Origin of the sequence: Synechococcus sp. EJ6-Ellesmere (genome assembly GCF_024345875.1) — a bacterium.
GTDB classification, from domain to species: Bacteria; Cyanobacteriota; Cyanobacteriia; order PCC-6307; family Cyanobiaceae; genus Regnicoccus_A; species Regnicoccus_A antarcticus.
In genome coordinates this window covers 1-13,712 of sequence record NZ_JAGQBY010000088.1, presented here as the reverse complement: position 1 = coordinate 13,712, position 13,712 = coordinate 1, and the positions used below count along the sequence as shown (strand labels likewise).

The following is a 13,712-nucleotide window of genomic DNA, read 5'->3' as shown; positions in this document are numbered from 1 at the left end:
AGGCCCCCGCTGCGGAAGCTGGGAAGTTCGCCGCGACCGCAGCCTCGCCGGTCGGATGGTCTGCGGCCGCTGCAGCCTGCCCCTGGGTGCAGGCGCCACCCCCAGTGCCGGTGGTTTTCGCCGTCTGGCCCTGCTGGGCGGTGGTCGACGAGATGGCCGCTGGGGGCAACGCCGCAGCTGGCTGCTGCCCGTGGCCTTGCTGCTGGGACTGAGCGCACTGCTGGCCTGGCTGAGCGAGCAGCCTCAGCCCAGCCGTGCTCCCTTCGGCCAGGGGCAGGAGCGGTTGCGCTGATCGCCGGACTGATCTCCGCGCTGACGGCTCAGCCGGGGATGAACGTGCGTAGCCGCCGGGCTTCGATGCCGGCCCGTTGTTGCAGCTCCTCATCGCTCAGCTGGCCCTCCTCCCGCTGCTGGGCGGCAAGCACGTCGCCCTCCTCAACGGGGAAACCCTCCTGGCGGGCCAATTGCAGGAAGGCCTCCAGATCAAGGGGCTGCTGCAGGCGCTGCTGCAGCGACGCCGAGCTGCGGGCATGGAGCAGGAAGGCGTCCAGGTGATGCAGGCCCACGGAAGAGGATTCAACTGACTTCCGTACTAACCCAGGCGGAGACCCGCCGGCGGATTCAGGTGCCAGGGGGGTCGTCGCGGTCGGTTCGGACCGCCTTGCCTGAGGCATAACGCCCGATCAGCAAACCCATCACGATGGCCATGTAGATCGGGCCGATCACGCTGAAGGCCACGGCACTCATCTGAGAGAGGGGCGTCGTAGGCAGCACATCACCGAAACCCACCGTGGTCAGGCAGACGAAAGCGAAGTAGTTGAGCCGGGCAAAATCCACCAGCTGCATCTGGGGACTGGCCTGGCTGATCGGACCCGTGGAGAACAGAGACGCCACAGGGTCGTGCAGGCTCGAGAAGCTCCCGGGCTGGATCGTCTCAAGACCCGTGAACAACAGGCCGGCGGTCAGGCCCAACAGCAGATATCCCGAGACAGCCCCCATCAGCACCCTCCCGTTCACCTTCTGTTCCTCCGCCAGAAATCCCACCAGACGCAGCACGCTCCAGCCCACGAACAACGTAGTGAGCACGAGCAGAGGCCAGCCGCTTTCTCGGTGCGTCAAGGGGGTGAAGTACCAGAACCACTGGGCCAGCAGAGCCGACAGGCCGAGTAGCCGAAAAGGACGATCCAGGGGATTGCCCTTGCCGCCATGGCGGATCGAGCCATCGAGCTCCACCATCAGCAGCAGGGTGGTCAGGCTGTAGCCAATCCCAGCCAGGCTGTTCAGGTTCTTGGGCAGCGCCAGGCAGGCCATCACGACCAGGGTGATCAGCAGCAGGTGGGCATAGAAGCGGTGACGACGCCTCTGACGTACCTCGCTGGTGAGGCTGGCGCGATGGTGGAAGCGCAAGGGGGTCAGGGGAGCTTCGAAAGACGGAGAGGCAGTTGGGGAGCCTGCCCTGCATTGTGACGAAAGCGCGGCGCTGAGCCAGCCGTTCAGGCGAAGAGAGAGAGCTGCTCCCTGGACCGCTGCGGCGGCAGCGCCTCCCAACCGCTGGGATCCCAGCCTGTGAGCAGGGGCTCGAGCGCCCGCAGGCCGGCCCCATCGGCCGGAGCGAGCCAGGCCTGCTCGAGACCATCGGGGAGAAGCACCGGCATGCGCTGGTGGAGGGGTTTTACCAGGGCGTTGGGGCTGGTGGTGAGCACACAGCAGCTCTCCAGTTCGCTGCCGTCGGGACCGATCCAGCGGTCCCAGATCCCCGCCAGCCAGAAGGGTTGCCGGTCGAGCCGGCGGATCAGCCAGCCCTTCTCCAGGAAGCCATCGGCAGGCAGCAGACAGCGGCGGTGGCGCCAGGCACCGCGGAAGGAGGCCTTCTCAGCCACAGTTTCGCTACGGGCATTGAAGGGCCTCGGCGCATTGAGAGGATCCTTGGCCCACTCCGGCAGCAGGCCCCAGAGCATCAGGGCACTGGCGATCAGCCCGTGCTCCTGGCACAGAGCCAGCACTGGCTGGCCGGGCTGGATCAGGGGACGGGGGGCGTAGTGGCGCTCCAGCTCCGCCGGCAGGCGGCCGCCCAGTCTCGGCAGGAGCTGATCCAGGTCGGTGGTGAGGCAGAACCGACCACACATGGCGACCAGGAGTGGGGTGGAGCGCAGGCTAGGGCTGAGGTGACGTTCGGTTCTCACCCCCGCGGCGCGGGTCACCGCCAGATGCGCTCCGCCTAGTTTGGCGTCATTGCCGCGCCCGCCACCATGGCTCTACGCCAGGACGACAACCGCCCGAACAGGCGCTTCGGAATCATCAACCTGGTGCTGATCGGCTTTGGGGTCCTGCTGCTTCTGAGCAACTTCCTTCCGAATACGGGAGCCCAGGTGCCCCGGGTGCCCTATTCCCTGTTCATCGATCAGGTGAACGACGGCCATGTCAAACGGGCCTACATCACCCAGGACCAGATCCGCTACGAGATCACCGACGCTGAGGAGGGTGCCCCCTCGGTGCTCGCCACCACGCCGATCTTCGACATGGAGCTGCCCCAGCGCCTGGAGCAGAAGGGGGTGGAATTCGCCGCCGCACCGCCGAAGCGTCCCAACTTCTTCACCACCTTGCTGAGCTGGGTGGTGCCGCCCCTGATCTTCATCCTGGTGCTGCAGTTCTTCGCCCGCCGTCAGATGGGCGGCGGCGCCCAGGGGGCCCTGAGCTTCACCAAATCCAAGGCCAAGGTCTACGTGCCGGATGAGGAATCTCGCGTCACCTTCGCCGATGTGGCCGGTGTGGATGAGGCGAAAACCGAGCTCAACGAGATCGTTGACTTCCTCAAGAACCCCGAGCGTTACGCCGCTATCGGCGCCCGCATCCCCAAGGGCGTGCTGCTGGTGGGCCCTCCCGGCACCGGCAAGACCCTGCTCTCCAAGGCCGTGGCTGGAGAGGCCGGTGTGCCCTTCTTCATCATTTCCGGCTCCGAGTTCGTGGAGCTGTTCGTGGGCGCTGGCGCAGCCCGGGTTCGCGACCTGTTCGAGGAGGCCAAGAAGAAGGCACCCTGCATCATCTTCATCGACGAACTCGACGCCATCGGCAAGAGCCGTTCCGGGTCGATGGGCGTGGTGGGCGGCAACGATGAACGGGAGCAGACCCTCAACCAGCTGCTCACCGAGATGGATGGCTTCACCGGCCAGGACAAGCCGGTGATCGTGCTGGCGGCCACCAACCAGCCCGAAACCCTCGATGCGGCCCTGCTGCGCCCGGGCCGTTTCGATCGCCAGGTGCTGGTGGATCGTCCCGACCTCTCCGGCCGCAAGAAGATCCTCGACATCTACGCCAACAAAGTGAAGCTGGCCGAGGGCGTCGACCTCGACAAGATCGCCCAGGCCACCAGCGGGTTCGCCGGCGCTGACCTGGCCAACCTGGTCAATGAGGCCGCCCTGCTGGCCGCCCGCGCTTACCGCACCACGGTGGAGCAGAAGGATCTCAACGAAGCGATCGAGCGGGTGGTGGCGGGCCTTGAGAAGAAGAGCCGGGTGCTCCAGCCCGATGAAAAGAAAGTGGTGGCTTACCACGAGGTAGGGCACGCCATCGTGGGGCACCTGATGCCCGGAGGCAGCAAGGTGGCCAAGATCTCGATCGTTCCCCGCGGCATGGCCGCCCTCGGCTACACCCTGCAGCTGCCCACCGAGGAGCGCTTCTTGAATTCCAAGGAAGACCTCGAAGGCCAGATCGCCACTCTGCTGGGGGGCCGCTCCGCCGAGGAGATCGTCTTTGGTGAAGTCACCACCGGTGCCGCCAACGACCTGCAGCGCGCCACCGACATCGCCGAGCAGATGATCGGCACCTACGGCATGAGCGACACGCTCGGCCCCCTGGCCTACGACAAGCAGGGCGGCAGCCGCTTCCTCGGCGCCGGCTCCAACCCCCGCCGCTCGGTCAGCGATGCCACCGCCCAGGCCATCGACAAGGAGGTGCGGGCCCTGGTGGACCGAGCACACGACCGGGCCCTGGCGATCCTGCACGGCAACCGCGGTCTGCTCGAGGACATCGCCGGCAAGATCCTCGACAAGGAGGTGATCGAGGGGGATGAGCTCAAGGATCTGCTGGCCTCCAGCACCCTTCCCAGCGAAGCCGAGCTGGCTCCTGTCTGATCCACCCCTTGACGCGGGGGCACGTTGTCCCCGATAAGGGATCTTTGAAATGGGGTCATGGGACCGCACTTCACTCAGAGCTATCCCGGTCTCGCTGGTCTGCGCGGCCGGGATCTGCTGTCTTCAGCGGATCTGGATGCTGAGCAGACCCTGGCGCTGCTGAAATTGGCGGCAGATTTCAAAAGTGGCTCCCTGCGCCTCGACCTGACCGGCAAGTCCCTCGGCCTGATCTTCACCAAGGCCTCCACCCGTACCCGCGTCAGCTTTTCCGTGGCGATGGGCCGCCTGGGGGGCCAGGTCCTCGACCTCAACCCCTCCGTGACCCAGGTGGGCCGCGGCGAACCGGTGGCCGACACCGCCCGGGTGCTGAGCCGTTACGTGAATGCCCTGGCGATCCGCACCTTCGAGCAGCAGGAGCTGGCCGAGTACGCCCACTGGGCCTCGATTCCGGTGATCAATGCCCTCACCGATCTGGAGCACCCCTGTCAGGCCCTGGCTGATGTGCTCACCATCCGCGAAAGCTTCGGCTCCCTCAAAGGCCTCACCATGGCCTACGTGGGTGATGGCAACAACATGGCCCACTCGCTGATGCTCTGCGGCGCCCTGCTCGGAATCAACGTGCGCGTGGCCTGCCCGGAAGGCTTTGCACCCGATCCCGCCGTGCTGGCCCAGGCCCAGGCACTGGCGGGCCGCGCCGCCACGGTCTCGGTGCTGCATGAGCCAGTGCCGGCGGTGCGGGGAGCCGAAGTGCTCTACACCGATGTGTGGGCCTCAATGGGCCAGGAGCAGGAGCAGCAGCAGCGGCTGCAGGCCTTCGCGGGCTTCTGCGTGGATGAGGCGCTGCTGGCGGAAGCCGACCCCCGCGCCATCGTGCTGCATTGCCTGCCGGCCCACCGCGGCGAGGAGATCAGTGCCGGCGTGATCGAAGGCAGCGCCAGCCGGGTGTTCGATCAGGCGGAGAACCGTCTGCATGTGCAGCAGGCCCTGCTGGCTGCCCTGCTGGCTGATCCGGAAACGCGCTGACTCTGAGGCGACAACCAATGCTCTGGGGGGGTAGACAACCGGCGCCCCCGGGGGAACACTGGGGTCATGGTTCATGCGTACTGCCGGTGATCGTCTCCTCCAGACCAACCGCCCCCAGCGGCCAGGACCTCACCAGTGCCCAGCAACAGCTCTACGACTGGCTGGTGCAGTACATCCAGCAGCATCGCCACAGCCCCTCGATCCGCCAGATGATGGAGGCGATGGGCCTGCGCTCCCCGGCGCCGATCCAGAGCCGGCTGCGGCACCTGCAGCAGAAGGGCTGGATCACCTGGCAGGAAGGCCAGGCCCGCACCCTCCAGCTGCTTGGTCCCTCCGGCACCGGGGGGATTCCCGTGCTGGGCTCGGTGGCCGCCGGCGGCCTGATCGAATCCTTCGACGACGTGCGCGAGCGCCTCGATCTCGCGCCGCTGCTGGACACCCGCGGCCTGTTCGCCCTCACCGTGAACGGCGACAGCATGGTGGACGCCCACATCGACGACGGGGACATCGTGCTGATGGAGCCCGTGAGCGATCCGGCCCGGCTCAGGCCCGGCACGATCGTGGCAGCCCACGTGGCCGGCAGCGGAACCACCTTGAAGCACTTCAGCTGCAAGGGAGGCAAAGTGCGCTTAGAAGCCGCCAACCCCGCCTACGCGCCAATCGAGCTGGAGGCCGAGCAGGTCACCGTCCAGGGCCGCATGGTGGCGGTCTGGCGCCAGGTGTGAGCAGCTGACCGCTGGGTTGTAAGCTCTTCAAGCGCCAAAGCAAGGGCCCAAAGGCCCAGCCGATCGTCCAGCGTTCGGTTCGCCAGGCCAACACATGGGGCCATAGCTCAGCTGGTAGAGCACCTGCATGGCATGCAGGGGGTCAGCGGTTCGAGTCCGCTTGGCTCCATTGATTTCCTCAGTCCTTCCGCCCAAGACCGGCCGTACAACAGACAAACTTTCCCAAATAATTCCTGCCAACTCCACACAGTTTTGTCAGAGGATTTTCCTCTGATTCCTTAGGCTGTGGGGCGTGATTTCCGCAGTCAGAATTGGCCGAGCTCCGAGCTTCAGGACATGTTCCAGTGCACGACGAGATCGGCTGTCATTGCAGGTTGAGGCGCAACCCACGAGGTTCATCGTCACCTCCCACACACCTGATCAGGAATCGGAGTCCTGCATCACCCAACGCCCACTGCGCTGCACGGCATCAGGCTCGCCATCGCCGTCGAAATCGATGACATCGCCCTCGGCAGGACGTGCCCCTTCGATCTACAGCCTGGTGGGCACAGCAGGAGAGGCGATCAGATCGGCGTCGCGTAAAAGGAAGCCGGCCGCACGGGCAACCCTCACGGCAGCCTCCATGACCTGCAGGACGGTTCAGTCCCTCCTGCAGGTCGGCGTCCGCATGGACAGAAGTCAGAAATTTCTGCAGTGATTCGGATGGCGATGTCATCGCTTCTGAACCGTTCACGTTCTCTCATCTTGTCACCAGTGCCAGAACGTGACGCTGCTGTTGGCATGGAGCTGGGTCCATGGCTAGCTTCCGGCTGTCACGGAGTGACCAGATCGATGAGTGACGCGTTTCCCCAAGGCATCACGCCCTACCTGTCCGGGGGGCTGCTGATTGGCCTGGGGCTGATGGTCATGTATCTCACCCTGGGGGTCAAAGCGGGAGCCAGTTCCTTTCTGAGCTCGACCCTCACCTATTTCACGCCGCTCAAAGCAGAGCGAAGCTCCCGGCAGTGGCGGCTGCTGTTCGCGCTGGGCCTGGTGCTTGGAGCCTGGCTGTTCGCTTGGATCAACCAGGCGTTCTTCGTCACATCGGTGAGCTGGTGGCGTCTTGCGCTGGGAGGGTTGTTGGTGGGCTTCGGCACCCGGCTCTCTTCAGGCTGTACCTCCGGACATGGCATCTGCGGGTTGGCCTCGTTCTCCAGGGCCTCGCTGCTGGCGGTCGCCGTGTTCATGGGTGTGGCCATCGTCACGGCCCAGATCGTGCGCCTGCTGGGGGTGACCCCATGAAGCGCCTGATCGCGATCCTGCTTGGTGGAGGCCTGTTCGGCTACGGACTGGCCTTGGGCGGCATGACCCGTCCCGAGGTGGTGCTGAGCTTCCTGCAGCTGCGCGACTTTGGCCTGCTGCTACTGATGGCCTCAGCACTGGCTGTCACCACCATCGGCTACCACCTGGCCCCGAGGCTGCGATCCACAACCCTGCTGGGGTTGCCCTTCTCCCACCAGGTGAAGCGCATGCTGCCCGGCACTGTGCCAGGTGCGGTGATCTTCGGTGTGGGCTGGGGCCTGTCTGGCCTTTGTCCCGGAGCGGCGGTAGCCAGCCTGGGCATCGGCAACGGGCCTGTGTTGATCGGCCTGGCCGGCATGTTTCTGGGAGCTTATCTCCAGGGCCTGCTGTCCGAAAGCCTGGCCAGGCAAGCGGCCAGACCTCAGAACGACATGGTCTAGGCGCTGGACTGGCCTGCTCGGCACTTGATGATTGATTGTGCAGGATTACACCATCTAGAGGCGAGGTCGAAGGGAAGACGCACTTAGAATGCAATACTCAGCACCCGCATACCCATTAATGACGAGCCAGAGATGCTCAGAGATCATTCTCAGCTTAAGCGAGACAACCCCTTCTAGCTACACAGACTTGAAGGTTTTGATTCTTAATTGCACACTGAATCGCACGCCATTACTATCTCATACTGAAGGCGTGATCAGCATCGCCCGTGACGTCTTTGCATCAGTAGGAGCAGCGTGTGAGATCCTCCGGCCTGTGGACTATGACATCGCGGCAGGGCTTGGATTGGACATGAGTCAGACTGCGGAGTGGACAAATGACGACTGGCCAGAGATTCAGGAAAAGATCGATCAATGTGACATTCTCTTGCTTTGCACCTCGGTGTGGCTTGGAGAAAAGAGCTCTGTCTGCAACCGCGTACTGGAGCGAATGTACGGCTACACCCACAAGGTCAACGCCAGAGGCCAATACCACGACTACGGGAAAGTAGGCGCTACCGTGATCAGCGGCAACGAGGATGGAATCAAACACTGCGCCATGAATATTCTTTTTTCTCTTTCACACATTGGCTACACCATCCCGCCCCAAGCCGATGCGGGATGGGTGGGAGAAGCAGGGCCTGGACCGTCCTACCTGGATCCGGGGTCGGGCGGACCGGAGAATGAATTCACGAATCGGAACACCACCTTCCTGGCCTGGAATTGCCTTCACCTGGCACGAATGCTCAAGGACACTGGCGGCTATCCGGCCCATGGGAATGTGCCAAGCCGCTGGGATGCAGGCTGCCATCAGGATCTTCAGAATCCCGAGCACCGAGCGTGAGTCAGACAACGCTGACCGCGTTCGACTCTCCTTGATGGCGAACATTCCAACGGATGGCGGTAGATTGAGAAGCCAAGTTCCATGAGCAGAGGTTGATCCCCATGGAGGGACTCCCAAACGTGCAGAAGATTTCCCTGTTCGGAATTTACCCAAGCACCACAGTGATCTGGTCCTGGCAGTACCGAGGCCTCGATGCGGAGGTGGATCCTGTCACAGCCGGCGGGCTGCTCCTGACAGACCCTGATCGAGGTGGCGATGGATCGTACGGAATTGATGCCATCATCGGTCGCCGCAACGGAGTGCGGATCACGGGACTGTTTCCTGCCGGCGAAGGCATTCCAGGAAATGTGAATCCCGACACCGGTGTCCCCTACACCGGAGACAATCAGGTTCGGCGACAGGGAGTGGCTGACGGCCCGCAGCTCAGCACCAGTGGGCTGCAGTTCGCCTTGGCGGATGGCAGCTATTCGAATGTGTTCCATGCCTCCTTCCTGTCACCGCCCATTGATCTTGATTTCCATTCAGTATCTCCATTTCCGGAAGGACCAATCCCGCCTAACAGCGAGCCCGCGGTGACTTTCGCGGCCCAGATCATCGCGCTAGTGGCGTAGGACTACGCTGGAGCCAAACGCAACCCACATCCTGGCGCTACGGGCCGGGATGTGAAACGTGTACCTGGTTCCCTTGATTTCAGGAAGCACAGCATCCGTGAGCATGTCGCGGTAGGGGTGATTCCACCTGAACTTGAAACGGGTGTCCACTGTGATCGATCGCTGCTGACCACATTTGTTGATGGCCACAATCCCGTCCTCCTGCCGGCGCCAGAGCAGGGTGCAGGCGTCAGCGGCCATCACCTCCATCGACTTGCCCTGCATGAGGTTGTGGAAGGCAATCATGCGCCGCATTCGATCACTGTTCCACACATCGCGCCAGCGGCCGTTGTTGGAGCGGCCATCCGACTGATCGTCAAACACCAGGGGGGTCCCACCATCTCGACCCATGATGTACACATAGGCTAAATGTTCATCAACAGAAGCCTCAGCATTCTGATCAAAGATCAGTGACCTGAATACTTCATTGTAGGGAATGTCGTGGGTGACCACCACGGTGACGGCACGGTTGCTGGCCAGGGCATCGCCACTAGGAAAGGGAAAAGCGACATCCGAGAGAGGGCGTCCAAACGAGAAGGCCTGCTTGAGCGCATTGAACAGAGGGAAATCATAGGCACCAAACTCCGCTGGAAGTTCCCGGAGGTAGGGTTCCAGATACTGCTGATAATCACTCGAGGTGGCTCCACCAGATGTGATGATCTCCGCGAAAACATGGGAATTTCTGGCAACCTCCTCTGGCACAAAGGACTTGATGGCGCCATTCGGCATGTGCTTGGCGGCATCGATGCGGAAACCGCGGATGCCAAGGTCGTAGAGAGCCAAAACATATTGCTTGCGTTGGTCCTTCACCCAGGTCCTGGTGGGATCGGTGTCCATCAGATCGGGCAGACCTGGATCAGGATCAGGACCGCAGATACGGTCGCGAATCACCGATGAACGGTTGTTGTAATCGCGAATACAGGCTCCAGAGTGAAAGTCCTGTGGCCCGAATAGCCCATCAGGAGTGCCGTCATCTGGGATCACTCCGTTATCGAGAATTCCATCATGGTTACTGTCACCATAAAGAATCTGCCGGCTCCAGTACTGCTGCTGATCCTGATACTCCCGCAGAGTGACATCACCTGGAAACACAGTTGCGGCATTTCTCTCATTCGCCATGTGATTGACCACCACATCGGCGTAGGTCTTCACACCCCTGGCCTTGAGAGACTGAATCGCCAGAACAAGGGACTCCTTGTTGCCATCACAATGGTCGATCACCCGAAAATCCTGAGGCTGATACCGCAGCCACCACTCGCAACGTTCTGATTTCGGGGATTTCAACGGAGGTGTCACCAGCACCGCCTTGTACCCGAGTGCCGCGATCGCCTCGGCCTGCTCGGCTATGTCTGCATACGACCAATCGAAGGCATGCAGGATCACATCCGCCCTGACTTCAGCACTGAAGCCGAGGAGCCATCCCCCGAATCCGCCGATCGAGAGGATAAGGCCAGTGATTGAACCAGCCAGCGAGCGGAGCTTCATCGGATCACCAGGGCAACACCTCACCGTTGGCATGCCAGAAGGTGCCGGAAGTCTCCAGGCTGAGGGCGTCGATGCGCTCCAGCAGGCCCCGCACCGACTGCTCTGGTGTGATGCCGTTGGCCGTGAAGCCCGTCATGCGGGTGCTCACCAGGCCGGGGTGAAGGATAGCCACGGCGATGCCCCGCTGTTTGAGATCGACTGCCAACGATTTGCCGGCCATGCAGAGCGCCACCTTCGACATCCGGTAGCCGTAGGAGCCGCCGGAGCTGTTATCCGCGATCGAGCCCATCCGGCTGGTCATCAGGCTCACCTTGGAGCCGGGACGCAGATGATTCAGCAGGGCTCGGGTGAGCTGCAGGGGGGCGATGGCATTCACCTCGAACTGGCGGCGCAGGCTCTGGGGATCCAGCGTCTCCAGGCTCGTGGATTCATACACACCGGCGTTGTGAATCAACCCGTCGATCGCCAGATCTCCCAGCCGCTCCACCAGGGAAACGATCGCGGCCTCGGAGGTGATGTCCACACCGGCTTCGATGCGCACCCCCAGCGCCTCCAGCTCCGGTGAAGCGGTCCGGCAGACCGCCACCACCTCCTCCCCGCGGGCCCGCAGCTGTCGGCAATACTCAGCGCCGATGCCACGGTTGGCGCCGGTGATCAGGTGGGTGGCCATGGTGCAACGGGACAGGGATCGGCTGATGGAGGGATCGTATGGGGGATCGGAGCTGGTCTCAGGCCATCAGCAGCTGGTAGGCCGCATGGATGCGGCGAAAGTCGTCAACGGATCCACCCTGGTCGGGATGGTGGGTCTTCACCAGGCGGCGGTGCGCCCGCTTGATGGCCTCGCGCGAAGCACCCCTGCGCAGACCGAGCAGCGCGAAGGCGGCGGCCCGCTCGTGATCTCTGCTGTCCTCGGCCGGGGCCGGGCGGGCGGCCTCCTGTTCAAGGGCGGCGATCCGCTCCAGCAGGTCGTCGACCACACGCAAGGGCGATTCCGAGAGCCATTCAGGCGCCCGCACGCCATAGATGGCGAAGGCGAGCCTTACCGCCAGGCGAGACTTGGTCTGCGGGCCGCGCAGGGCCTGCCGCAGGGAGCTGCCGAGACCTGGCAGGCGGCGATCCAGCTCCTCCTCCAGCTGGGCACGCGGATCACTCCACTGGCCGCGCAAGTGCTCGAGCAGGCCACGCAGGCCGCTGAAGACCAGCCTCTCCCCCACCCGCGCCGAGGCCCCCACCCGCAGCTCACGCCAGCGGGGATGACTGGCGAGCGCCTCACCCCAGACCTGCACCCACTCGGCACTGACATCCCCCCTGCAAGCAGGTCCAGGGGACTGCCGGCGGAACAGCTGCCCGCGGAGATGAGCCACTTCCCGTCTCAGCGCTTCGTTCTCGGCGAGCAGCGCGTCGATGTTGGCGGTGACCTGGGCTCCCCGAGCCGGCACTCGAGCCCAGCTGCGCGGATCAAACCCCATGCTCAATCGGCCTGAGGCGCATCGGCGGCCAGCTGCAGCAGCGCCACACAGGACCATGCTGTCCCAGATCTAAAAAAACTGATGCCGACGCACCTGGATACGCTGCTCAATCTTGAAGTCCTTGTTATGCAGATCCATACCTCGCACAGCTGCCACCTCGCCTTGAATGCCCTGGGCCGCAAGCTGTTCCACCAACTGTTTCATTAATTCATCTTCCACTTTGTTCTGATCGAAGCCACTGGGAGTGAGATCAGCAAGAAAGCGACCGATACGCGAGGCCACCACCGAAGAAGAGTTTGCGACCTTGATCACAATCATTACCGAACAAGCAACAGTCGCCGAAATCGTATCGCAAGTCAGTGGTTCGACGTGATCGCACACCAACGGCCTGACTCGCCACGATCGTGGATCTTCCTGCGGGCTTTCGATCAGCCCGATTTTCGAGTGGCTGAGTCTTTCGCTGACCTCAGCACAGGAGCCGATCCAACCCTGCGCAGCGTGGAGTTCACGGGTGTGATGTTGCTTCAGCCAGGGGTGAGGGAGCCGTCAGCTGTAGGTTGAAATCGTCGAGAGGCGCTGGAAGGATGGATCGGCGATGCCATCCACCCGGAAGGACGACCAGGTGGCACTGGCGGCTGGAATCTCTGCCTGTCGAGGAAATTCGATGCGACGGCGCTGGTAGGTCAGCCCCACGCAACTGAGATCCTCGTCATCGGCCATCAACGACCAGAGCAGACGCAGATCACCCCGGTCGTAGGACCAAGTCTGGGAGATCGGCAAGCCCTCCGCCAGCACGCCTACACCGAGACGTACCGAGCAGGATCGTTCTGACGCAAGGTAATGGCCATCCTCAGTTGGATAGAACCAACAGGTTTCATTGCTCAGCTGCTGCAGCGGGACTGCATCGAGCCATTGGCAGCGAAGTGGGTGGTCGGTGGCCGGATCACCGTCGCCACAGTCGAGCAGATGCACTTGCAACCAGAGGTGAGCGGCATCAAAACGGGGAATGACGGCATCGCAGATCAAGCGCTCCCGCGTCGAGCCGACCGTGGAAGAATCGGCGAAGGGGTCTTCGCATGAAGCTCTGGCCCGACCATCTTGAACAAGGTCATCCAGGCTGCCGGTCCATCCTTGGGGGCAGCGGAGGATACGCAGAGCACGGGCTTCATTCAGGGACGCCTGATGATCAGCAATCACCTGCTGCCAGCAGTCTTGCTCCTCCCCCGGCTGGGGAGGAGCAAGACTGAAGGTGAACGCCAGAGTTCTGGTCATGGCCGGAGATGAACCCGTCATGACGGGGAAGATGTCGCTCGTGGAGACCGCGATCAGCCCAGACCGATCTGGCTGAGGATGCCCTGACCGGTGAGGAGCTCGGTGGCCAGGCCGATCACGAAGCCGAGCATGGCCAGGCGGCCATTCCAGGTTTCAGCGAAAGCGACGAAACCGAAGCGGGTGGTGGAGTCAGTCATGGATGGAGTACGATGACCTTTGCGAAGCGTAACACAAATCTTTGAGCATTGTTAAGAGGCGGCCAAGGGCTGATGCGGCCGCGCTGCGGATCCTCAGCGGTTGAGGCCTCCAGCTCGCGGCTCGGCGCTGCTGCAGGGGTCCCGGCTCACGTCCACACCG

Annotated in this window: 18 protein-coding genes and 1 tRNA gene; 10 read left to right on the top strand and 9 right to left on the bottom strand. The window is 63.0% G+C overall.

Annotated elements, in window-relative coordinates:
* Nucleotides 1-292 (top strand): hypothetical protein (locus tag KBY78_RS10690; RefSeq protein ID WP_255143573.1); only part of this gene is annotated, 292 nt, incomplete at its 5' end.
* Between the two features lie 28 nt (nt 293-320).
* Here KBY78_RS10690 and KBY78_RS10685 read toward each other — a convergent pair.
* The 3 genes from KBY78_RS10685 to KBY78_RS10675 all read right to left on the bottom strand — a co-directional run bounded on the left by KBY78_RS10685 (nt 321) and on the right by KBY78_RS10675 (nt 2,126).
* Nucleotides 321-566, bottom strand: coding sequence for a Nif11-like leader peptide family RiPP precursor (locus KBY78_RS10685; RefSeq protein WP_255143572.1), 246 nt, complete (start codon nt 564-566; stop codon nt 321-323).
* Between the two features lie 55 nt (nt 567-621).
* The gene (locus tag KBY78_RS10680; protein ID WP_006171850.1) at nt 622-1,407 is read right to left on the bottom strand and encodes a potassium channel family protein; all 786 of its coding nucleotides are present in this window, start codon (nt 1,405-1,407) and stop codon (nt 622-624) included.
* Between the two features lie 86 nt (nt 1,408-1,493).
* Nucleotides 1,494-2,126: an SOS response-associated peptidase gene (locus KBY78_RS10675; RefSeq protein WP_255143571.1), complete on the bottom strand. Its 633-nt coding sequence runs from the start codon at nt 2,124-2,126 to the stop codon at nt 1,494-1,496.
* A gap of 123 nt (nt 2,127-2,249) precedes the next feature.
* On the opposite strand from KBY78_RS10675, the gene ftsH reads away from it, so the two are divergent.
* The 8 genes from ftsH to KBY78_RS10635 all read left to right on the top strand — a co-directional run bounded on the left by ftsH (nt 2,250) and on the right by KBY78_RS10635 (nt 9,090).
* Complete coding sequence (ftsH, locus tag KBY78_RS10670) at nt 2,250-4,130, top strand: ATP-dependent zinc metalloprotease FtsH (RefSeq protein WP_006171861.1); 1,881 nt, start codon at nt 2,250-2,252, stop codon at nt 4,128-4,130.
* Between the two features lie 57 nt (nt 4,131-4,187).
* Nucleotides 4,188-5,153: an ornithine carbamoyltransferase gene (argF, locus tag KBY78_RS10665; protein WP_255143570.1), complete on the top strand. Its 966-nt coding sequence runs from the start codon at nt 4,188-4,190 to the stop codon at nt 5,151-5,153.
* Between the two features lie 86 nt (nt 5,154-5,239).
* A complete protein-coding gene (gene lexA, locus KBY78_RS10660; RefSeq protein ID WP_255143569.1) occupies nt 5,240-5,878 on the top strand; it encodes a transcriptional repressor LexA in 639 nt (212 codons plus the stop codon).
* A 96-nt stretch (nt 5,879-5,974) separates the two neighbouring features.
* Nucleotides 5,975-6,047: transfer RNA gene (locus tag KBY78_RS10655), tRNA-Ala, on the top strand.
* A 662-nt stretch (nt 6,048-6,709) separates the two neighbouring features.
* Nucleotides 6,710-7,159: a YeeE/YedE family protein gene (locus tag KBY78_RS10650; protein ID WP_255143568.1), complete on the top strand. Its 450-nt coding sequence runs from the start codon at nt 6,710-6,712 to the stop codon at nt 7,157-7,159.
* Nucleotides 7,156-7,599: a DUF6691 family protein gene (locus KBY78_RS10645; RefSeq protein ID WP_006171871.1), complete on the top strand. Its 444-nt coding sequence runs from the start codon at nt 7,156-7,158 to the stop codon at nt 7,597-7,599. Before KBY78_RS10650 ends, KBY78_RS10645 begins: the two co-directional genes overlap by 4 nt.
* 88 nt (nt 7,600-7,687) lie before the next feature.
* Nucleotides 7,688-8,479 carry an NAD(P)H-dependent oxidoreductase gene (locus KBY78_RS10640; RefSeq protein ID WP_315856660.1) on the top strand — a complete coding sequence of 264 codons (792 nt, stop codon included), beginning with the start codon at nt 7,688-7,690 and terminating at the stop codon, nt 8,477-8,479.
* Nucleotides 8,480-8,598: 119 nt separating this feature from the next.
* Complete coding sequence (locus KBY78_RS10635; RefSeq protein WP_255143566.1) at nt 8,599-9,090, top strand: hypothetical protein; 492 nt, start codon at nt 8,599-8,601, stop codon at nt 9,088-9,090.
* Here the strand turns inward: KBY78_RS10635 and KBY78_RS10630 are convergent.
* From KBY78_RS10630 to KBY78_RS10610, 5 genes are all read right to left on the bottom strand, one after another.
* Entirely contained in the window at nt 9,079-10,614 is a 1,536-nt protein-coding gene (locus KBY78_RS10630) for an alpha-amylase family protein (RefSeq protein ID WP_255143565.1), read from the bottom strand. The genes KBY78_RS10635 and KBY78_RS10630 overlap by 12 nt on opposite strands.
* Nucleotides 10,615-10,618: 4 nt before the next feature.
* A complete protein-coding gene (locus tag KBY78_RS10625) occupies nt 10,619-11,284 on the bottom strand; it encodes an SDR family oxidoreductase (RefSeq protein ID WP_255143564.1) in 666 nt (221 codons plus the stop codon).
* A gap of 58 nt (nt 11,285-11,342) precedes the next feature.
* Nucleotides 11,343-12,083, bottom strand: a complete 741-nt coding sequence (locus KBY78_RS10620) for a J domain-containing protein (protein WP_255143563.1) — start codon at nt 12,081-12,083, stop codon at nt 11,343-11,345.
* Nucleotides 12,084-12,152: 69 nt separating this feature from the next.
* Nucleotides 12,153-12,401 (bottom strand): hypothetical protein, encoded by a 249-nt coding sequence (locus KBY78_RS10615; protein ID WP_037979852.1) that lies wholly within the window; start codon nt 12,399-12,401, stop codon nt 12,153-12,155.
* 228 nt (nt 12,402-12,629) lie between these two features.
* A complete protein-coding gene (locus tag KBY78_RS10610) occupies nt 12,630-12,863 on the bottom strand; it encodes a hypothetical protein (protein WP_255143562.1) in 234 nt (77 codons plus the stop codon).
* Between the two features lie 60 nt (nt 12,864-12,923).
* Between KBY78_RS10610 and KBY78_RS10605 the strand changes: the two genes are divergently transcribed.
* Nucleotides 12,924-13,163, top strand: a complete 240-nt coding sequence (locus tag KBY78_RS10605; protein WP_255143561.1) for a hypothetical protein — start codon at nt 12,924-12,926, stop codon at nt 13,161-13,163.
* Between the two features lie 245 nt (nt 13,164-13,408).
* Here the strand turns inward: KBY78_RS10605 and KBY78_RS10600 are convergent, their stop codons facing one another.
* Nucleotides 13,409-13,552, bottom strand: a complete 144-nt coding sequence (locus KBY78_RS10600) for a chlorophyll a/b-binding protein (protein ID WP_006171879.1) — start codon at nt 13,550-13,552, stop codon at nt 13,409-13,411.
* Nucleotides 13,553-13,712: the final 160 nt, after the last annotated feature.